Raw genomic sequence first — 19570 nt, 5'->3', positions numbered from 1 at the left:
AGGCGTCCCGCGATCGGCCCCGGGCCCCGGTGTCGACCCCGGCTCGGGCCCCGGCTCGGGCCCCGGCGCGGACCTCGGCGCGGACCTCGGCGCGGACCTCGGCGCGGAGTCGGCGCGGAGACGGGACCGTGCCCGGCGTCGTCGGCCCCGCCGTCCGATGACCGTGGCGTTGACCACAGCCCGGCAGGTCGACGAGTTCGGCGCGGACCAGGGCGCGATGACGCGGTCCGCCTTGTCGGCGCTGGTCACGGACGGGGGAGCGGAGAGTCGTGTGCGCGGCCGGGGCGATCCCGTACCCCGTCCACGGCTGTCCGGCATGCGGACAGCGGGGTCTTGGTCAGGACCGTACGTCTGCTTTACTGATGCTCATGACCACTACGAGCAGCCGCACCCTTGCGACCGAGGCGACCATGACGCCCGGTGCTCGTTGTATGTGTCGAATGTGCGCCTTCTAGAGGGCCCCCGCACCACCACCCCCGAGCTCGCGCCCCGAAGCGAGACGCCGTGGCATGTCCGTGCGCCGCAAGTCCGCCGTACATGACGTAGCCGCGCCCCGCGCACATGTTTCTCCCCGGTTCCCCGCCACAGCGAGAGCCGTGTCGCGTCCCTGACAGCCTGCACCCGTGCGCCCGGGCACACCCACGCCCGCGCACTCGACAGTGACGGAAATCCACGTGATCACCACCACGGGCCTCACCAAGGTCTACCGCTCGCGCGGCCGTGAGGTCACCGCCCTCGACGGCGTCGATCTCCACGTCCGCGAAGGCGAGGTGTACGGCGTCATCGGCCAGTCCGGCGCCGGCAAGTCCTCGCTCATCCGCTGCATCAACCTCCTGGAGCGTCCCACCGCCGGCACGGTCACCGTCGCCGGACAGGACCTCACCGCGCTCGCCGGGCGCGGACCCCGGGCCGGCAAGGAGCTGCGGCAGGCGCGCAGCCGGATCGGCATGGTCTTCCAGCACTTCAACCTGCTGTCCTCGCGGACCGTGCAGGACAACGTCGAACTGCCCCTGGAGATCCTCGGCGTCTCGGGGCAGGAACGTTCCCGCAAGGCGCTGGAGCTGCTCGACCTGGTCGGTCTCGCCGACAAGGCGAAGTCCTTCCCGGCCCAGCTCTCCGGCGGTCAGAAGCAGCGCGTCGGCATCGCCCGCGCACTCGCCGGCGACCCCAAGGTGCTGCTCTCCGACGAGGCCACCAGCGCGCTCGACCCGGAGACCACCCGCTCCATCCTCCAGCTGCTGCGCGACCTGAACCGGCAGCTGGGCCTCACCGTCCTGCTCATCACCCACGAGATGGACGTCGTGAAGTCGATCTGCGACTCCGCCGCGCTGATGCGGAACGGCCGGGTCGTCGAGTCCGGCACGGTCGGCGAGCTGCTCGCGACCCCCGGCTCGGAACTGGCCGGCGCGCTCTTCCCGGTCGGCGGCGACGCCACCGGCGAGGACCGCACGGTCGTCGACGTCACCTTCCACGGCGAGGCCGCCACCCGGCCCGTCATCTCGCAGCTGTCGCGCACCTACAACATCGACATCTCGATCCTCGGCGCCGCCATCGACACCGTCGGCGGGCTCCAGGTCGGCCGGATGCGCATCGAACTGCCCGGCCGCTACGAGGACAACGTCGTGCCGATCGGCTTCCTGCGTGAACAGGGCCTCCAGATCGACATCGTCGAGCACACGGCCGACACGGCGAACTCGGCCCAGGAGTCCGTGCTGCTGAAGGAAGGTGCCAAGTGACCTGGTCCGAGATGCAGCCCCTGCTGTCCCAGGCGTGTTGGGACACCCTCTACATGGTCGGCTGGTCGACGCTCATCGCCATCGCCGGCGGCCTCCCGCTCGGCGTCCTGCTGGTCCTGACCGACCGGGGCGGCCTGTTGCAGAACCTCGTCGCCAACAGGGTGATCGGGCAGGTCGTGAACATCGCCCGCTCGCTGCCGTTCATCATCCTGATGGTCGCGCTGATGAACTTCACCCGCACGATCACCGGGACGACCATCGGCCGCGAGGCCGCGATCGTGCCGCTCGCCATCGGGGCCATCCCGTTCTTCGCCCGCCTGGTCGAGACGGCCGTCCGCGAAGTGGACGGCGGACTCGTCGAGGCCGTGCAGACGATGGGCGGCAACACCTGGACGATCGTGCGCAAGGTCCTCGTGCCGGAGTCCCTGCCCTCGCTCATCGCGAGCACCACGACCACGATCGTGGCCCTGATCGGCTACTCCGCCATGGCCGGCACGGTCGGCGCGGGCGGCCTCGGCGACATCGCCATCCGCTACGGCTACCAGCGCTTCGAGACCGAGCTGATGTGGATCACGGTGGCGATCCTCGCCGTCGTCATCTCGCTCATCCAGTTCGCCGGCGACTACGCGGCCCGCTCGCTGCACCGCCGCGGCGGCGGCTCGGGCCCCCTGCCGAAGCTCCGCCTTCTCAAGGCCAAGGAGCCGGCCGCCGCGGACATCGGCAAGGTCGCCTGAGCGCTCCCAAAGCCGCTCCCACAGATCCCCCGCACACCCCACGCGGGCCGCAACACCCTCAGGAAAGGCACTTTTCGTGCGTAACACCGCCAAGCTCACCACCGCAGTCCTCGCCGTCGGCGCCCTCACCCTGGGGCTCACCGCCTGCGGCTCGGACAAGGACTCCGCCTCCGACACCAGCGGCCCGCTGGTCGTCGCCGCGAGCCCGACCCCGCACGCCGAGATCCTGAACTTCGTCAAGGACAAGCTGGCGAAGAAGGCGGGACTCGACCTGGAGGTCAAGGAGTTCACCGACTACGTCACGCCGAACACGGCGACGGAGGACGGCTCGGTGGACGCCAACTACTTCCAGAACCAGCCGTACCTCGACGACTTCAACAAGAAGAACGGCACCCACATCGTGCCCGTCGTCACGGTCCACCTGGAGCCGCTCGGCCTCTACTCCCACAAGGTCAAGAGCGCCGACGCCCTGAAGAGCGGCGCGACGGTCGCCGTCCCGAACGACAGCGTCAACGAGGCCCGCGCGCTCAAGCTGCTCGCCGCGAACAAGCTGATCACCCTCAAGGACGGCGTGGGCAACGAGGCGACCCCCGCGGACATCACCGAGAACCCCAAGAAGCTCAAGTTCAAGGAGCTGGAGGCGGCGCAGACCCCGCGCTCCCTGGACGACGTGGACGCCGCCGTCATCAACGGCAACTACGCCATCGAGGCCGACCTGAAGCCCGCGTCGGACGCCCTCGTCCTGGAGTCCGCCACGGACAACCCGTACGGCAACTTCCTCGCCGTCAAGGACGGCGACGAGGACGACCCGCGAGTGAAGAAGCTGGCCAAGCTCCTCACCTCCGCCGAGGTCAAGAAGTTCATCGAGGACACGTACGACGGCTCCGTCATCGCCTCGTTCTGACCACCTCCACCGGCCGGGGGACCGGCACATGCGCCCGGGGTCCACTCCCTCACTCGGTGTGGACCCCGTGGTGTGGTTCCGTGCTCACATGCTGCATGCTGGGCAGTTCAGCGGACCCTGACGGGGCGGCAGGTCGCACCCCGAAGTCTCGAAGGTTACGGAGCGGCGCATGACGAGCACCTTCCCCAACATCTCCATCAGCACGGAGCGGTTGGTGCTGCGCCCCCTCGACGAGGACGACGTGCCCGCCCTGGCCGACATGATGAACGACGAGCAGGTCGCCGCCTGGACGGCCGTGCCCCAGCCGTTCGACGAGGCGGCCGCCCGCCGCTGGATCACCGAGTACGCGCCCACCGAACGCGCCGAGGGCCGCGGCCTCGACCTCGCCGTCACCGAGTTCCTCACCCAGCGCCTGGTCGGCGTCATCCAGCTCACCAAGACCAACTGGCACGTCCGCTCCACCGAACTGTCGTACATCATCGCGCCCTGGGCGCGCGGCGAGGGCTACGCCTCCGAGGCGGCGCTGGCCACCGCCCAATGGCTTCTCGACGACCGGAAGTTCGAGCGCGTCGAGCTGCGCACGGCCGCCGACAACACCGCCTCCCAGCAGGTCGCGCAGAAGATCGGCTGTATCAGCGAGGGCGTGCTGCGCGGCGCCTGCATAGCGCGGGTGCGGGCCGAGGACGGCAGCTGGAACGAGGTGCGCACCGATTACATCGTGTGGAGCCTCCTCCCGGAGGACCTGGAGGGTCCCGGGGAGCACTTCGCCGAGAGCGGCGGTTTCACGTCGTACACCGACTGGAACTGACCCCCGGGCCGGTGCCACCGCCATTGCCGTGACCCACCGACCAGGTACCCTCACGGAGCCCGCTACCTGCGTGAACCCCGGGGGAGACTGACGACGATGGCCGACCGCGTCACGGTGATCGGATGGGACGGTTCGCCGCTGACCGCCGCGGCCCGTTCCGCCCTGGGTGCCGCCACGCTGGTGGCCGGCGCCCCCCACCACCTGACGCTGCCCGAGGTGCCACCCTCGGCGGAACGCGTCCGGCTCGGCAGCGTCTCCCTCGCCGCCCGCCGCATCGCGGGCCACCGTGGCAGCGCGGTCGTCCTCGCCGACGGCGACCCGGGCTTCTTCGGCGTCGTACGGACCCTGCGCGCACCCGAGTTCGGCCTGGAGGTCGAGGTCGTCCCGGCCGTCTCCGCCGTCGCCGCCGCCTTCGCCCGGGCCGGCATGCCCTGGGACGACGCCCACGTGGTCGTCGCCCACCGGCGCACCCTGCGCCGCGCCGTGAACGTGTGCCGCGCCCACACCAAGGTCGCCGTCCTCACCTCCCCGGGCGCCGGCCCCGCCGAGCTCGGCCTGCTGATGGAGGGCGTGCACCGCACGTTCGTCGTCTGCGAGGAACTCGGCACCACCCGCGAACAGGTCAGCGTCGTCACCTCCGACAAGGCCGCCGACCACACCTGGCGCGACCCCAACGTCGTCATCGTCATCGGCGGTCCCACCGGGCCGGTCGTATCCGGGGACAGCGGCTGGATCGCCGGCCGCGACCCGGCCGCCGGCCCGCGCGGCTGGGCCCTGCCCGCCGAGGCGTACGGCGGCGGACTGGGCGAGGGCGAGGCGGAGCTGCTGCGCGCCGCCCAACTCGCCCGGCTCGGACCGCGCGTCGGCGACCTCGTCTGGGACATCGGCTGCGGCAGCGGCGCCTTCGCGACCGAAGCGGCGCGGGCGGGTGCCGCCGTGATCGCCGTCGACCGGAACCTCGACGCGTGCGCCCGCACCGACAGCTCCGCGCGCCGCCACGGCGTCCAGCTCCAGATCGTCCACGGCACCGCCCCGCACGTCCTGGAGAACCTGCCCGAACCCGACGTCGTACGGATCGGCGGCGGGGGAGCGGCCGTGGTCTCCGCCGTCGCCGACCGCCGCCCGCAGCGCATCGTCACCCACGCCGGGACCCGCGACGCCGCCGAGCTCGTGGGCCGTGACCTGACCGAGCATGGCTACCGCGTCGAGTGCTCCCTCGTCCAGTCCGTCGAACTCGACACGCGGGCCTGGACGGAACGGGAACGGAGCGTCGCGTTCCTCCTCACCGGAGAGATCGTGCGGCGCGCATCGCCTCGTTGAGGCCGGCGGACAGGTGAGGGACACGTGAGGGACGCGTGAGGGACCGGTGCCGGACGGGCGACGGCCAGGGCCTTTCCGACCGCCGATCGTGACCCGGCGCGCCCTCCCCGTGATCCTGTTGTCGTACCGCGCGCGGTAGGCTGGCCGATCGTCGTACCGCTTCCGGTCGCCCGGCACTTCGTCGGTCAATGTCCGGAAAACACATCCCTTTTGGGGTGGGTGTGGTACGGCAGAACCGGAGGGCGCGCAACGTGGCGCAGTCCACAGCGGGGCGTCGCGGATCAAGCTGTCGCGACGCGACTACGGCCGGGACAATGCCACTGAATGGCTTTGTCGCTTTTTCGGACGGGGTCGTTCGTGCCGCTGGGCGCGGACGCTCGTTCTTCACTACGGGGCGGTCGGTGCGCCGCTCCGGGTGAGCTGGTCGTAGAAGCACTAACCGATGGGCGAGGGGTACGCATGACCGACACCGGCCAGGTCCCGGGCGAGGGGTTGCCGGAGAGCGTAGGCATGGTGGAACAGCCGGGCGCCCCCGCGCACGGTGCGTACACCTACCTCTCCGAGACCACCGCCGAGGACGAAGACCTGTTGCTGCTGCCGGGTGCCCAGAGCGCGTGGGGCAACGAGGTGGCGCCGCCCGCCCCGGAGCCGGTGGTCGAGACGGTGCACGAGCCGGGCCCGCACGAGACGGCAGGCCGCGACAGCGGTTCGGTCGACCTCAGCGGCGTCCGCCTTCCGGGCTCGTCGGCGCCCCAGGCGGCCCCGCGCCGCCCCCTGCATCTCGGCCCGCAGATCCCCGACGCCTCCGCGAGCCCGGTCCGTTCGCTCGCCGATCGCGGCCCCGCGGGCGCGCCGGTACGGCAGCCCGGCCCGTCCGCGTCCGGCCCCGAGTACCTCGACGCCCCGCACCTGCGCGAGATGCCCCCGCAGGGTGCGTCCCCCTGGGGCGCCGCGCAGCCGCAGGTCGAGCACGGGGGGACGGCTGCGGAAACGGTTATTCCGGCGACGGCCGCGGCGGCGCAGCAGCGCGAGCCGGTCGGCGTGGCCCAGGCCGCCGTGGCCCGGGTGGCGACCGAGGCTATCGCCGCGACCGCCCCCCAGGAGCCCCAGGAGCCCCAGGAGCCCCAGGAGCCCCAAGAGGTCCAGGAGTCCGAGGCCGTCGGTGAGGTGCCCGTGCCCGCACAGGCCTCCGCGGCCTACGGAGTCATCGACCCCGGTGAGTTGCTCGGCGCCGCGATGATGGCGGAGGCGGAGGAGGTACCCGCGGTCCCGGTCGCCCAGGTCGGGCAGGACGCGGCCGACGTCCCCCTCTCCGGAGACGACCGCGCCTCGTACGGCAGTGCCGTGTCGGCCGTCGACACGCCGGCGGAAGCGGCGCCGGCGCCGGGAGCGGCACAGGGTCCCGAGGCCGTGTACGCGGAGCAGCCGGTCGCCGCCGCCGAAGGCGCCCCGCCGACCGAACCCGCTGTGGCCGAGGCGGCCGTGGCCGAGGCGGCCGTGGCCGATGTGGCTGTGGCCGATGTGGCTGTGGTGACCGAGGCGGCTGGGGCGACCGACGCGGCCGAGCCTGCCCAGACGGCAGAGGCCGCCGAGGTGGCAGAGCCTGCGGAGGTTCCTGACGCGAACTCCGTCGCGGAGACGGTCGCTCAGCCGGCCGAGGCCGGGCAGACGATCCCGGTCGAGACGCCTCAGCCGCAGGAGCCCCAAGAACCCCACGAACTCCACGAGGCCCAAGAAGCCCAAGAGCACGAGGCGCCTCACGCGGAACTCGGCGACACGTCGGCCCAGGTCTACGAGGCGCCGACGGCGGAGGCGGTCCCGGTCGCCGAGTTCGTCCCCGCACCCGCGCCCGCCGCCGCTTCCGAAGTCCCCGTGTCGGATCCCGCCGTGGCCCTCGAGCCCACGCCTGCTGAGCCGGCTCCCGCGCCCGCGGTCGCTCAGGCTCCCGAGCCCGCGGCCACCGTCGTCCCCGACGCGCCCGAACCTGCGGCGCCCGCGCAGGAACCGCCCGGCCCGGTGGCCGAGGCCGTCGCGCCCGAGGCGCCCTCCGCGCCGCAGGTCTCCGACCCCGCCGCCGCTCCCGCCCCCGTGCCCGCCGCCGCTCCCGAGTCCGTCCTGCTCGTCGACGCCTTCGTGGCGTCCGCCGAGATCGCCGCCGCGGCCGCCGCCGAGTCGACCGCCCCGCAGGCGGAACCCGCTCAGGAGCAGGCCGTCCCGTCGATCCCGGACGTTCAGCCGGAACCGGAGCCCCGGACGGTGGTGGAGGCGGCGAACGAGACCTCCGCCGTGGCCGCGGCCGCCCACATCGCGGTCCCCGCGTCTCACATCCCGGAAGCGCCTGCTCCCGACACGGCCCCGCAGCCCGCGCTCGAGGTCGCACCCACACCCGCACCCGCAGCAGAACCCGAAGCCGAACCCGCGCTTGAGGCCGAGGCCCTGACCGAGCAGCTGGAGTCCGCCCCGGCCGCAACCCTCGCGGAGCCGGAGCCGGAACTGTCGACGACGCCGGAGCCGCAGCCGGAACCGCCGACGGCGGAGTCACCGATCGGGGCACCCCCCGCGCCGGTCCTACCCGAGGCCCAGCCCCAGCCCGAGCCCGTGGCGGTCGCGGTGTCCGTGGACGCCTCCGCCATCCCGCAGCCTGCACAGCCGGAGCACGCGCATGCGCATCCGCAGCCCGTCCAGCAGTTGGTGGCCGCCGCCCCCCTGGCTCACCAGCCGGATCAGCCGGATCAGCCGGCGCAGCCCTCCGCGGACCAGCCCCTGGGCCAATTCGTCCCGGTCGAGGGCATGGTGCCCACCACCCCGCACCTCGCCCCCACCCCGCCGCACCCCCTCGTGCTCCCCACGGAGGAGCAGACCGCCCACCCGGCGGCGGAACACACGGCGGCGGAACACCCGGCGGCGGAACACCCGGTGGCGCAACCGCACCAGGCCGCCGACGCAGGCGCCGCCCTTCCCCCCGTCACGGTCCCCGCCCCCCGCGGCGCCGACCCCGCTCCCGCCCCCGCGATCCCGGGCACGGAGCCCGAGACCGGCATCGACCCCGATGTCGCACAGAGCCCGGAGGACCTGGAAACCAGGGCCGCCGACCAGGAAGAGAGCCCGGCCCCAGTGGAAGAAGTTCGAGAGTCCACCGGCCCCGCCGCGCCCGCGTACGACGACGCCGAGCGCGAGGCCGTCCTCAAGGTCATGCGCGAGCGCCGGGACATCCGCAACGGATTCCGCCCCGACCCGATCCCGCACGAGGTGCTGCTGCGTGTTCTGGAGGCCGCCCACACCGCGCCCTCCGTCGGTCACTCGCAGCCCTGGGACTTCGTCGTCATCCGCTCCGCGGACACCCGGCGCGCGATGCACGAGCTGGCGACCCGTCAGCGTGACGCGTACGCGAAGTCGCTGCCCAAGGGCCGGGCGAAGCAGTTCAAGGAACTGAAGATCGAGGCCATCCTCGACACCCCGGTGAACATCGTCGTCACCGCCGACCCGACCCGTGGCGGCCGCCACACCCTGGGCCGTCACACCCAGCCGCAGATGGCGCCGTACTCCTCCGCGCTCGCGGTCGAGAACCTCTGGCTCGCCGCCCGCGCCGAGGGCCTCGGCGTCGGCTGGGTCAGCTTCTTCGACGAGCGCGAGATGGTCCGCGCGCTGGGCCTGCCCGAGCACCTCGAAGTGGTCGCCTACCTCTGCGTCGGATACGTCGACGAGTTCCCGGACGAGCCCGAGCTGATGCAGGCCGGCTGGGCCAAGCGCCGTCCGCTGTCGTGGGTCGTCCACGAGGAGACGTACGGCCGTCGCGCGCTGCCCGGCGAGGACCCGCACGACCTGCTCGCCGAGACCGTCGCCAGCGTCCGCCCGCTCGACGCGAAGGCGCTCGGCGAGGCCTGGGAGCGGCAGAAGCGGATGACGAAGCCGCCCGGCTCGCTCGGCATGCTGGAGATCATCTCCGCGCAGCTGTCCGGTCTGTCCCGGCAGTGCCCGCCGCCCATCCCGGAGCCCGCGGCCGTCGCGATCTTCGCCGGCGACCACGGGGTGCACGCGCAGGGGGTCACCCCCTGGCCGCAGGAGGTGACGGCCCAGATGGTCGCCAACTTCCTCGGCGGCGGAGCGGTCTGCAACGCCTTCGCCACCCAGGTGGGCGCCGAGGTCTGCGTGGTGGACGTGGGCGTCGCCTCCGACCTCCCCGCGACCCCCGGTCTCCTGCCGCGCAAGATCCGCGCGGGCACGTCCGACATGACCACCGGCCCCGCGATGACCCGCGACGAGGCCAAGCAGGCCATCGAGGTCGGCATCGAGACCGCCCGCGACCTGGTCGCGGCCGGCAACAAGGCGCTGCTCACGGGCGAGATGGGCATCGCGAACACCACGGCGTCCGCGGCCCTCATCTCGGTCTTCACGGGCGCCGACCCGGCCGAGGTCACCGGCCGCGGCACCGGTATCAACGACGAGACCCTCGCCCGCAAGACCGAGGTCGTGCGCCGCGCCCTGGAGGTCCACCAGCCGGACCCGGCGGACCCCATCGGGGTCCTGGCCGCGATCGGCGGCTTCGAACACGCGGCGATGGTCGGCCTCCTCCTCGGCGGCGCCTCCCTGCGTACGCCCGTGATCCTGGACGGCGTCAGCGCCGGCGCCGCCGCCCTGGTCGCCCGCGCCATCGCCCCCGAGGTCCTCGCGGCCTGCATCGCGGGCCACCGCAGCGCCGAACCCGGTCATGTCGCGGCCCTGAACAAGCTGGGCCTGCGTCCCCTGGTCGACCTCGACCTGCGCCTCGGCGAGGGAACGGGCGCCCTGCTCGCCCTGCCGCTGGTGCAGAGCACGGCCCGGGCGATGCACGAGGTGGCGACGTTCGATTCGGCGGGGGTCACCGAGAAGTAGGACCCGCTCCGGGGCCGGCGGGCACGCCCTTGTGCTGCCCCCGGCCCCGCCGCATGCTGAAGTCACCTCTAAAATGCGCACGTCAGGGCCGCTCCAGAGCCGCAGCGCCCACCCTCTGCTCTCTGCCCGTACGAGGAGCCGCACCCTCATGGCCGAACACCCCGCCTACCCCGTAGGCCTCCGTCTCGCCGGCCGCAGGGTCGTCGTCCTCGGCGGCGGCCAGGTCGCCCAGCGCCGTCTTCCCGCGTTGATCGCGGCAGGCGCCGACATCCACCTCGTCTCCCCCGCGGCGACGCCGTCGGTGGAAGCGATGGCGGACGCGGGCGAGATCACCTGGTCGAAGCGCCCGTACGCCGCCGGCGATCTCGCCGAGGCCTGGTACGCCCTCATCGCCACGAGCGACTCCGAGGCGAACGGCCGGGCCTCCGCCGAAGCCGAGGCGCACCGCGTCTGGTGCGTCCGCTCCGACGACGCCGACGCCGCGACCGCCTGGACCCCGGCGACCGGCCACAGCGAGGGCGTCACGATCGCCGTGCTCACCACCGACGCCCGCGGCCGCGACCCGCGCCACACCGCCGCCGTCCGTGACGCGGTCGTCGAGGGGCTGCGCGACGGCACCCTCGTGGCCCCCCACCACCGCACCCGGACCCCCGGGGTCGCGCTGGTCGGCGGCGGTCCCGGCGACCCGGACCTGATCACGGTGCGCGGGCGTCGCCTGCTCGCCGAGGCGGACGTCGTCATCGCCGACCGGCTCGGCCCGCGCGACCTCCTCGCCGAACTCCCGCCGCATGTCGAGGTGATCGACGCGGCGAAGATCCCGTACGGCCGGTTCATGGCCCAGGAGGCCATCAACAACGCGCTGATCGAGCACGCCAAGCAGGGCAAGTCGGTCGTCCGCCTCAAGGGCGGCGACCCGTACGTCTTCGGCCGCGGCATGGAGGAGCTCCAGGCCCTCGCAAAGGCCGGCATCGCCTGCACGGTCGTGCCGGGCATCTCCAGCTCGATCTCGGTGCCCGGCGCGGCCGGCATCCCGGTCACCCACCGGGGCGTCGCCCATGAGTTCACGGTGGTCAGCGGGCATGTCGCCCCCGACGACGAGCGGTCCCTGGTCGACTGGCCCTCCCTCGCGAAGCTCACCGGCACCCTGGTGATCCTCATGGGCGTCGACAAGATCGGGAAGATCGCCGAGACGCTCGTCGCGCACGGCAAGTCGCCCGACACCCCGGTCGCCCTCGTCCAGGAGGGCACGACGGCCGCCCAGCGTCGTGTGGACGCGACCCTCGCGACGGTCGCCGAGGCGGTCCGCACGCAGGAGGTGAGGCCCCCGGCGGTGATCATCGTCGGCGCGGTCGTCGCCGTCGGCTCGCGGAGCTCCGAGTAACCGCGGGTAACACAACCGTTCCGAGCCGTTGGCAGCACACCCAGGACAAGGCAGTATCACCCTGTGGCCGATCTCATCACCGTTGAGGACCCCGACGACCCGCGCCTGCGCGACTACACCGGCCTGACCGACGTCGAGCTGCGCCGCAAGCGCGAGCCCGCCGAGGGCCTGTTCATCGCCGAGGGCGAGAAGGTCATCCGCCGGGCCAAGGACGCCGGGTACGAGATGCGCTCCATGCTGCTCTCCGCCAAGTGGGTCGACGTCATGCGCGACGTCATCGACGAACTCCCGGCGCCGGTCTACGCCGTCAGCCCGGAGCTCGCGGAACGGGTCACCGGCTATCACGTCCACCGCGGCGCGCTGGCCTCCATGCAGCGCAAGCCCATGCCGGACGCCGCCGAACTCCTCGTGTCCGCCCGCCGGGGTGTCGTCACCGGTGATCGGCGGGACGGCGCGGGCGAGCGCGTCGCGATCTTCGAGGGATTCGTCGATCACGCGAACCTCGGGGCGGCCTTCCGAAGTGCCGCCGCGCTCGGCATCAAGGCGATCCTGCTGTCGCCGGACTGCGCGGACCCCCTCTACCGGCGGGCGATCAAGGTGTCGATGGGCGCCGTCTTCTCCGTCCCCTACGCACGCTTCGACGCCTGGCCGGCCGGCCTCGACGTCGTGCGCGACGCCGGGTACGCCATCCTGGCCATGACCCCGGACGAGAAGGCGACCCCCCTCGACGAGCTGAACCCGGAACGCTTCGAGAAGAGCGCCATCATGCTGGGCTCGGAGGGGCACGGTCTCTCCACGTACGCCCTGCGCGCGGCGGACGAGTGGGTGCGCATCCCCATGTCCGCGGGCGTCGACTCCCTCAACGTGGCGGCCGCCTCCGCCGTCGCGTTCTACGCGACCCGGCCGAGGCCCGCCTGACAGCCGGACGGCGCGCGCGACGAGGGCCGGAGGACGAATTGCGTCCGGCCCTCATGCCGCGCGTTGCCGCGGTCAGCGGTGGTGGCACTCCCAGTGCCCCTTGACCCACTGGTGGTCCCAGTGGCCGGGGACATAGACCCACTTGTAGGTGTAGTGGTCCTCCCAGTGGCCGTGGTGCCAGGTCCTGTGGTTGACCCGCTTCTTCTCCCAGTGGCCCTTCACCCACTTCTTCTCCCAGTGGCCCTTCACCCAGTGGCAGTTACCGTCGTGGTCGGTGGTCACCACGGTCGGGGCGGAAGTGGGAGCGGGGGCCGCGGTCGCCGCGCCGGACATGCCGAGCACGGCCCCTCCGGCCAGTAGGCCCGTCGCGGCGGCTCCGGCCACCAGGCGGCGGGCTCGCAGGAAAGCGGTCATCGGACACATCTCCCTAGAACGTTCAGCGAAGAGCACGTCGACGGGGCCGGGCCGTTCTCGCGCCACCCGCCGTGCCGGTGGCGTGGGGTGGATCCGTGAGGAACGCCGTTCCCGTCCTGCTGTGCCGGACGCGGGGGATTCGGACCCGAAAGCCGGACGGATGATGGCAAAGCGGAAAAATGTAGCGGCAGAGTAAAGGCCAGGGGCGTCCGGCCGGCGGGCGTCCACGCGGGATCCGTGGATCCGCGAGCTCGCCCGGCCGGGTGAGAACCTGCGGCTTTCGTGTACAACACGGCGGCATCCGCGTGCTGTGCGGCTACGAATCCCCTGCGAACAAAAGCCGTCCCCGACGAGTCGTTCCAGGGGAGCCCCCCATGTCCATGACCACGTCACCGCCGACGACACCGCCCACGACGGTGTGTTGCGCCGTCGCCCTGCCGCACTCCAGGCGGGCCCCGGCCCTGGCTCGTCGGGTCAGTGAGAGATGGCTGAAGGCGACCGACCCGGTCGACCGCGTGCCGGACGCGGTCCTCGTCGTCTCCGAACTGGTGACCAACGCGGTCCGCCACACCTGCGGTCCCTGCACGCTCACGCTGACGGTACGCGACGGCCGGCTGGACATCGCCGTCGCCGACGACAGCGAGGAGCTTCCCGAGCTCCGCAGCCGGTCGGAGGCCGACGAGCGCGGCGGCCTCGGCATGGGGGTCATCCGCGGGCTGGGCGGACAGATCAGGCTGGTCCCCGCCCTCGGCGGCAAGACCGTACACGTCCTGCTCGACCTGAGATCCGCGCGCGGCCCGTCCCCGGAGCGGTGAGGAGCTTCCCGGTGCAGGTCCCCTCCCTCCGCACACGCCGCGGGCGGGCCGTCCGAACCCAGCACGAGGCACGAGGGGAGCAGGGCTTTGCCGCACAGCTTCGATCCGGACACCCGAGTGGAGGACCTGCTGGCCCGGGTGGCGGGTGGTGACCAGGACGCGTTCACCGGCGTCTACGACGCGCTGTCCGGCAGCGTCATGGGACTGGCCTGCCGGATCCTGCGGGACGTCGCTCAGGCCGAGGAGGTGACCCAGGAGGTCATGATCGAGGTCTGGCGCACCGCGGACCGCTACAGCCCCGAGCGGGGAACGGCGAAGGCCTGGGTGCTCACCGTGGCCCACCGCCGGGCGGTGGACCGGGTACGGTCCGCGCAGGCCGGCGCGGACCGCGAACAGCGCACGGGCATCCTCGCGCCGGAGCGCCCCTTCGACGAAGTGGCCGAGATCGTCCAGGACCATGACGAACATCGACGGCTCCACCGCTGTCTCACCGCGCTGGCCCGCCAGGAGCGAGTGCCGCTGATGCTCGCCTACTACCAGGGCCTGACCTACCTCGAGGTCGCCGACGCCCTCTCCACCCCCGAAGGAACGGTGAAGTCCCGAATGCGCGCGGGGCTCCGGCGACTGCGCGCCTGTCTGGAGGCGGACGCATGACACCTGAGGAGGATCGCCACCTGGCCATCGGCGCATACGTGCTGTACGCCCTGCCGCCCGCCGAGGAAACCGCGTTCGAGAACCATATCGCCGGCTGCGAACAGTGCCAGCGGGAGGCCGTCGGTCTCCTGGAGACCACCGCCCGGCTCGGCGCCTCGGTACCGAGCGTGCCGGTGACTCCGCAGGCACGCGCCCGCACGCTGCACGCCGTCACCCACACCCGCCAGGACCGCGTCCCGCACCGCCCGCGGGCCCCCGGCCACCGGGTGCTGCGCCTCGCGCTCGCCGCGAGCGTCGCGGCGGCTGCCGTGCTCGGCGGAATCGCCGTCCGGCAGCACGTCGAGGCGGACGACGCGCGTACCCGGGCGGTGCGGGCCGAGCAGCAGGCCCGCACCGCGGGCGCCGCGATCACCGAGGTCCTCACCGCACCCGACGCCACCGTCCACACCGGCCACCTGACCGGCGGGACCACCGCCGCCGTCGTGGTCTCCCGCGACCAGGCGCGGGCGGTCTTCGCCGCATACGACCTTCCCGCCCTGACCGGGGGCAAGGTCTACGAGCTCTGGTACGCGGCCGAGGCGGGCGACGTCCGCTCGGCGGGCCTGGTGACCGGCAGCGCGCCGAACGGCTCCCACGTCCTGAAGGGCTCGCCCGCCGGCGCCGTCGCCGTCGGGATCACCGTCGAACCGGCCGGCGGCTCACCGCAGCCCACCACCGAGCCCCTCGGCGTCATCCCCATCGCCACCTGACGCGGTCCGGCCCGGCTTCCCGGCCGCCCACGGGCCCCGGCCCGGTCAGTCTCCGAGCGGACCGCCCGGCTGCGGCCTCAGGTGCTGCTGCTCCTGCCGTACGACGCCGTCGCCGCCGCCGAGCCCGCGCGCCGGACCCTGGCAGCCCTGGACGACCGCGATGCCGAGCGCGACCAGCAGGGTCACCACGACGAACACGAACAGCCGCTGGCGCAGCAGCCGCGGATTGGCGGGCCGCCGCCCGGTTCCCGTGGTTCTCGGCCCCGGGCGCCGGACCCCGCCGCGGGATGCCGGCCGGTTGCCGCTGCCGGGGCGGGTGTTGCGCGAGGGGGCCGGCCGGGCTCCCGACCGCGACGACGAGGCGGTGCCGCCCCGTGCGGCGTTGCCCCCGCGAGCCGGCGCTCCGCCCCGCGAAGGAACCGCACCGCGCGAGGGCGCCCCGTTCCGCGGCGGCGTACCGGGCCCGGCCGGCTGGCGCAGCGTGCGCTCCGGGTAACCGGGTTCGGAGAGCCGCCCCGTGGGCCGGTCCGCCTCGGCCGCCCTGGGCGACGGAGGACGCGCGTCCGCCAGACCCTGGGCCTCCCGGGTCGCGATCTCCTTCAGGCGCAGCGAGAGATCGAGGGTGCTGGGCCGCTCCTCGGGGTCCTTCGCCAGACAGGCCCGCACCAACGGGGCCAGCGCGTCCGGTACGCCGTGCAGATGCGGCTCCTCGTGCACCACGCGGTACAGCATCACCTCGGAACTGCCGTGCCCGAAGGGAGAGTCGGCCGTCGAGGCGTAGGCGAGCGTGGCGCCGAGCGAGAACACGTCGGTGGCCGGGGTGACCAGCGCCCCGCGCACCTGCTCCGGCGCGAGGAAGCCGGGGGAGCCGACCGCCGTGCCGACATGCGTCAGCGTGGACGCGCCCGTCGCCCAGGCGATGCCGAAGTCGATGATCCGCGGGCCCTTGGGGGAGAGCAGGATGTTGGAGGGCTTCAGGTCCCGGTGCACGACCCCGGCCTCATGGACGGCGACGAGGCCCTCCGACAGAGCGGCTCCGATCGAGGCCAGCTCGGCGGCCCCGAGCGGCCCCTCGTCGTTGACCTTGTCGTGGAGGGAGGGCCCGGGCACGTACTGGGTGGCGAACCACGGCCGGTCGGCGTCCAGGTCCGCCGCGACCAGCCGCGCGGTGCAGCCGCCCCGGATCCGGCGAGCGGCCGAGACCTCGCGCGCGAACCGCGACCGGAACTCCTGGTCCTCCGCCAGATCGGGCCGGATCACCTTCAGCGCGACCCGCTGCCCCTTCTTGTCGGAACCCAGATAGACGACGCCCATCCCGCCCGCGCCGAGCCGTCGGTGAAGCCTGAACGAGCCGACGACGCGCGGGTCCTCGCGCCTCAGGCGCATCATCGCCATGTTCATCCCCGCTGCCCGGTCCGTGTGACGTGGCACAGCTTACGTTTCCACGGCCGTTCGCGCGCAGAGGCCGCGCCCTCTCGTACCGATCGATTGTCAGTGCCTGGTGAGGGACTTGAAGGGTGATCAGCAACCCTGCGAACAGGCAGGCTTTGGCCGTCCGGCGACCCCAACCGCCTTTCGGGCAAGGCGGATTGAACCCCTGGCAGGTGACCGTGCGCGGACCGGCGCCGACACCGGCGACGGGAGGCGGACCCGGGGGGTGACGGCCCGCCGGGCGGCCCGGCGAGGGGTGGCGGCGGGGCGGCAGGGGGCGGCTGAAGTGAGCGATGTCACGGCAGGGCGTCCTGCCCACGTCCTGAGGCGGTACGGGAATCCGCCCGGGACCGGAGAGCCCCTCCGGGAAGACCCCGAGACCTAGGACCTTTTCTCCACCCAGGGGAGTACTCCGCAGGTCATGGCTCATCCTCCGGGAGGCCCGGCAATCGGTACGAGGGCATGACGCCCGGCGGCCGCCCCACGCCTAGATTTGAGGTCAAGCGGCGGGTGCAGCACTCGTCCCCCGAGGTCAGACACCCGCCGCTGCCAACGACAACTGATCAGGTCAGGAGAGGGACCATGGCCCTTACGGCACCGCGGACGATGATCCGCACACAGGGACGCGGTACGCGTCCTCGTCGCACGGGCCGCCGCCACCCCCTGGTGGCGACGCTGATGGCCCTTCCCCTGGCGGTCCTGCTCCTCGTCGTCTTCGACGGCTGGGAGACAGTGGCCACACAGGCGTCGTCCGTGGGAGTGATGCTGGGGCGCTGAGCGGCGACCCCAGGCCCGAAAGAGCGGTTCGGGCGGGGACATCCACCCATGAAACCCCGTGGGGACGGGGGTGCGGCGGACGGCAAAAAATGCAGGCGCAGCTGGGGAGCTGCGCCTGCATTGTTTTTCCCGCCGACCCGCGACTGCGCCGACCCGCGACTGCGCCGACCCGCGACTGCGCCGGCCCGCGACGCGTTCCCCGGCCCCCGCGACTGCGCCGGCCCCGCGACTCCCGTGACCCCGCCGACTCCGGTGGCCCCGCCTGCGTACCCTCACGGGAAGACCCGCAGACCCGCAGACCCGCAGACCCGCACGCCGCCGCCCAGGGAGCCCCGTGACCGCGCACCCCCTGCTCACCGAGCTCGCCCGCCGAGCCGGAGCCAAGGCGCACGAGGTCACGCCGGCCTGTCCCTGCGGCGAGGCCACCCTCGCGGACCGCCCCGACGCCACCGTCGTCCGGCATGCCGACACCGTCGCGAAGGCGCACGCCCCCGACACCGATCCGGCCGGGCTCACCCCGCGTCTCGTCCTGGCGGCCCGCATCCCCGACCTCCTCCTGCCGCCGCTCACACCGGCTCCGGCCGCCCTGCACGGCCGTCTCGTGACCTTCTGGCCGTACGGCACTCCGGTGGACCCGGACGATCCCGACCTGGCCCCCTGGGAGGCCGCGGGCGCCCTGCTCGCCCGTCTGCACCGCACCCCGGCGCCGCCCGCGCTCCCGCAGATGCGCGGTCCCGCCAAGGCCGCCCACGCCGTGGCCCGCCTGCGCGCGGCCGGACCGCACCCCGCGGTCGCCCCCGTCCTGAGCGCCTGGCGCGCGCTTCCCGCCTGGGCCCGGGCCGAGGCCCCCATGCCCGACACCGCCACCCTCTGCCACGGCGACCTCCACCTCGGCCAGCTCGTACGCCATCCGGCGCCCGACGGGCCCTGGCGCCTGATCGACGTCGACGATCTCGGCGTCGGTGTCCCTGCCTGGGACCTCGCCCGCCCGGCCGCCTGGTACGCCTGCGGGCTGCTCCCGCCCGAGGAGTGGGCCCGCTTCCTCGCCGCCTACCGTGCCGAGGGCGGCCCCGCCGTCCCGGAGGACGGGGACCCCTGGACCGCCCTCGACGTCCCCGCCCGCGCACTCACCGTACAGACCGCGGCACGCTCCGTCACGAAGTCCCTCGCGGAGGGCCGGGCGTTGGACGAGGTCGAGCAGTGCCTGGTCGACGCCTGTGCCCGAATGGGTTCCGTCCCCCCGCAGTTGACGGCGAGCCGCGCGAAGTAAGGTGCAACCGACCGCAGCCGGACAGTGTCTGTCCAGGCGGTACGCGAAACAGCACCGACCGGCGAGGAGTTGAGCCGAACCATGCAGTGCCCGAAGTGTCACGCTCAGATGCACACGTACAACCGCAACGGCGTCCAGATCGAACAGTGCAGCAACTGCCGCGGGATCTTCCTCGACTACGGCGAGCTGGAGGCGCTCACCCGCGTCGAGTCCCAGTGGTCCCAGCCGGCACCGCCGCCCCCGGGCGCCCCGCAGGCGTACCCCGCCGCCCCGGCCGCTCCCGCCTGGGGAGCCCAGCACGGCGGCGGTCACCACGGGGGCCACTACGGCGGTCACCACCGTCAGAAGGGCTTCGGCCACATGCTGTTCTCCAGCTGAGTCGACGCAGACAAGAAGCCCCCGACCGCGAAGGCGGCCGGGGGCTCTCGGTGTGTGGACGATACTGGGATTGAACCAGTGACCTCTTCCGTGTCAGGGAAGCGCTCTCCCGCTGAGCTAATCGTCCTCGGGATCACGACGCGAAGGCCGTGTGCACTGCGTGCGCGATACTGGGATTGAACCAGTGACCTCTTCCGTGTCAGGGAAGCGCTCTCCCGCTGAGCTAATCGCGCGGGTTCGGATCTTCGAACAGATCCAGTGGACGATACTGGGATTGAACCAGTGACCTCTTCCGTGTCAGGGAAGCGCTCTCCCGCTGAGCTAATCGTCCTTGGAGGTGGAGACGGGATTTGAACCCGTGTAGACGGCTTTGCAGGCCGTTGCCTCGCCTCTCGGCCACTCCACCAGG

The 19570-nt window shown here is 73.0% G+C and carries 16 protein-coding genes and 4 tRNA genes; 14 read left to right on the top strand and 6 right to left on the bottom strand.

Features of this window, described 5'->3' with window-relative positions; all coding sequences use genetic code 11:
* Positions 1–674: 674 nt before the first annotated feature.
* The 8 genes from ACIRPU_RS15005 (at position 675) to ACIRPU_RS14970 (ending at position 12673) form a co-directional block, all read left to right on the top strand.
* Positions 675–1736 (top strand): methionine ABC transporter ATP-binding protein, encoded by a 1062-nt coding sequence (locus ACIRPU_RS15005; protein ID WP_403866617.1) that lies wholly within the window; start codon positions 675–677, stop codon positions 1734–1736.
* On the top strand, positions 1733–2470 hold the full coding sequence (locus ACIRPU_RS15000; protein ID WP_403866614.1) for a methionine ABC transporter permease: 738 nt from the start codon (positions 1733–1735) through the stop codon (positions 2468–2470). Before ACIRPU_RS15005 ends, ACIRPU_RS15000 begins: the two co-directional genes overlap by 4 nt.
* Positions 2471–2546: 76 nt before the next feature.
* Positions 2547–3374, top strand: a complete 828-nt coding sequence (locus ACIRPU_RS14995; protein ID WP_403866611.1) for a MetQ/NlpA family ABC transporter substrate-binding protein — start codon at positions 2547–2549, stop codon at positions 3372–3374.
* Between the two features lie 169 nt (positions 3375–3543).
* Positions 3544–4182, top strand: a complete 639-nt coding sequence (locus ACIRPU_RS14990) for a GNAT family N-acetyltransferase (protein WP_403866608.1) — start codon at positions 3544–3546, stop codon at positions 4180–4182.
* A 96-nt stretch (positions 4183–4278) separates the two neighbouring features.
* On the top strand, positions 4279–5502 hold the full coding sequence (gene cbiE, locus ACIRPU_RS14985; RefSeq protein ID WP_403866605.1) for a precorrin-6y C5,15-methyltransferase (decarboxylating) subunit CbiE: 1224 nt from the start codon (positions 4279–4281) through the stop codon (positions 5500–5502).
* Positions 5503–5961: 459 nt separating this feature from the next.
* On the top strand, positions 5962–10374 hold the full coding sequence (cobT, locus tag ACIRPU_RS14980; RefSeq protein WP_403866602.1) for a nicotinate-nucleotide--dimethylbenzimidazole phosphoribosyltransferase: 4413 nt from the start codon (positions 5962–5964) through the stop codon (positions 10372–10374).
* A 148-nt stretch (positions 10375–10522) separates the two neighbouring features.
* Positions 10523–11755 carry a uroporphyrinogen-III C-methyltransferase gene (cobA, locus tag ACIRPU_RS14975; protein ID WP_403866599.1) on the top strand — a complete coding sequence of 411 codons (1233 nt, stop codon included), beginning with the start codon at positions 10523–10525 and terminating at the stop codon, positions 11753–11755.
* 63 nt (positions 11756–11818) lie between these two features.
* Positions 11819–12673 (top strand): TrmH family RNA methyltransferase, encoded by an 855-nt coding sequence (locus tag ACIRPU_RS14970; protein WP_384118589.1) that lies wholly within the window; start codon positions 11819–11821, stop codon positions 12671–12673.
* 72 nt (positions 12674–12745) lie between these two features.
* Here the strand turns inward: ACIRPU_RS14970 and ACIRPU_RS14965 are convergent, their stop codons facing one another.
* The gene (locus ACIRPU_RS14965) at positions 12746–13087 is read right to left on the bottom strand and encodes a hypothetical protein (protein WP_403866596.1); all 342 of its coding nucleotides are present in this window, start codon (positions 13085–13087) and stop codon (positions 12746–12748) included.
* A gap of 374 nt (positions 13088–13461) precedes the next feature.
* Here ACIRPU_RS14965 and ACIRPU_RS14960 point away from each other — a divergent pair, with 374 nt between their 5' ends.
* From ACIRPU_RS14960 to ACIRPU_RS14950, 3 genes are all read left to right on the top strand, one after another.
* On the top strand, positions 13462–13902 hold the full coding sequence (locus ACIRPU_RS14960) for an ATP-binding protein (RefSeq protein WP_403866593.1): 441 nt from the start codon (positions 13462–13464) through the stop codon (positions 13900–13902).
* Between the two features lie 87 nt (positions 13903–13989).
* Positions 13990–14556, top strand: a complete 567-nt coding sequence (gene sigK, locus ACIRPU_RS14955) for an ECF RNA polymerase sigma factor SigK (protein WP_384118593.1) — start codon at positions 13990–13992, stop codon at positions 14554–14556.
* On the top strand, positions 14553–15305 hold the full coding sequence (locus ACIRPU_RS14950) for an anti-sigma factor domain-containing protein (RefSeq protein WP_403866590.1): 753 nt from the start codon (positions 14553–14555) through the stop codon (positions 15303–15305). The genes sigK and ACIRPU_RS14950 overlap by 4 nt, the downstream gene beginning before the upstream one ends.
* A gap of 45 nt (positions 15306–15350) precedes the next feature.
* Here ACIRPU_RS14950 and ACIRPU_RS14945 read toward each other — a convergent pair whose 3' ends face one another.
* Entirely contained in the window at positions 15351–16706 is a 1356-nt protein-coding gene (locus ACIRPU_RS14945) for a protein kinase (protein WP_403867204.1), read from the bottom strand.
* A 612-nt stretch (positions 16707–17318) separates the two neighbouring features.
* On the opposite strand from ACIRPU_RS14945, the gene ACIRPU_RS14940 reads away from it, so the two are divergent.
* The 3 genes from ACIRPU_RS14940 to ACIRPU_RS14930 all read left to right on the top strand — a co-directional run bounded on the left by ACIRPU_RS14940 (position 17319) and on the right by ACIRPU_RS14930 (position 19161).
* Positions 17319–17513, top strand: a complete 195-nt coding sequence (locus tag ACIRPU_RS14940) for a hypothetical protein (protein WP_351762250.1) — start codon at positions 17319–17321, stop codon at positions 17511–17513.
* 334 nt (positions 17514–17847) lie between these two features.
* On the top strand, positions 17848–18783 hold the full coding sequence (locus ACIRPU_RS14935) for a phosphotransferase enzyme family protein (RefSeq protein WP_403866586.1): 936 nt from the start codon (positions 17848–17850) through the stop codon (positions 18781–18783).
* An 81-nt stretch (positions 18784–18864) separates the two neighbouring features.
* A complete protein-coding gene (locus tag ACIRPU_RS14930; RefSeq protein ID WP_355710555.1) occupies positions 18865–19161 on the top strand; it encodes a zf-TFIIB domain-containing protein in 297 nt (98 codons plus the stop codon).
* Between the two features lie 55 nt (positions 19162–19216).
* Here ACIRPU_RS14930 and ACIRPU_RS14925 read toward each other — a convergent pair.
* The 4 genes from ACIRPU_RS14925 to ACIRPU_RS14910 all read right to left on the bottom strand — a co-directional run bounded on the left by ACIRPU_RS14925 (position 19217) and on the right by ACIRPU_RS14910 (position 19567).
* A tRNA-Val gene (locus tag ACIRPU_RS14925) sits at positions 19217–19288 on the bottom strand.
* 34 nt (positions 19289–19322) lie between these two features.
* A tRNA-Val gene (locus ACIRPU_RS14920) sits at positions 19323–19394 on the bottom strand.
* Between the two features lie 26 nt (positions 19395–19420).
* Positions 19421–19492 (bottom strand) — tRNA-Val (locus ACIRPU_RS14915).
* Between the two features lies 1 nt (position 19493).
* Positions 19494–19567: transfer RNA gene (locus tag ACIRPU_RS14910), tRNA-Cys, on the bottom strand.
* Between the last annotated feature and the right edge of the window lie 3 nt (positions 19568–19570).

It is taken from the genome of Streptomyces sp. NPDC102259 (assembly GCF_044766465.1).
GTDB lineage: Bacteria > Actinomycetota > Actinomycetes > Streptomycetales > Streptomycetaceae > Streptomyces.
Note: the sequence above shows the minus strand (reverse complement) of the source record. Positions and strands in the feature narration are given on the sequence as shown.

Coding starts and splice junctions, on each gene's coding strand:
- ACIRPU_RS14990 (WP_403866608.1), top strand. CDS start 3,544: ATGACGAGCACCTTCCCCAACATCTCCATCAGCACGGAGCGGTTGGTG.
- cbiE (WP_403866605.1), top strand. CDS start 4,279: ATGGCCGACCGCGTCACGGTGATCGGATGGGACGGTTCGCCGCTGACC.
- cobT (WP_403866602.1), top strand. CDS start 5,962: ATGACCGACACCGGCCAGGTCCCGGGCGAGGGGTTGCCGGAGAGCGTA.
- cobA (WP_403866599.1), top strand. CDS start 10,523: ATGGCCGAACACCCCGCCTACCCCGTAGGCCTCCGTCTCGCCGGCCGC.
- ACIRPU_RS14965 (WP_403866596.1), bottom strand. CDS start 13,087: ATGACCGCTTTCCTGCGAGCCCGCCGCCTGGTGGCCGGAGCCGCCGCG.
- ACIRPU_RS14960 (WP_403866593.1), top strand. CDS start 13,462: ATGTCCATGACCACGTCACCGCCGACGACACCGCCCACGACGGTGTGT.
- ACIRPU_RS14950 (WP_403866590.1), top strand. CDS start 14,553: ATGACACCTGAGGAGGATCGCCACCTGGCCATCGGCGCATACGTGCTG.
- ACIRPU_RS14945 (WP_403867204.1), bottom strand. CDS start 16,706: ATGAACATGGCGATGATGCGCCTGAGGCGCGAGGACCCGCGCGTCGTC.
- ACIRPU_RS14940 (WP_351762250.1), top strand. CDS start 17,319: ATGGCCCTTACGGCACCGCGGACGATGATCCGCACACAGGGACGCGGT.
- ACIRPU_RS14930 (WP_355710555.1), top strand. CDS start 18,865: ATGCAGTGCCCGAAGTGTCACGCTCAGATGCACACGTACAACCGCAAC.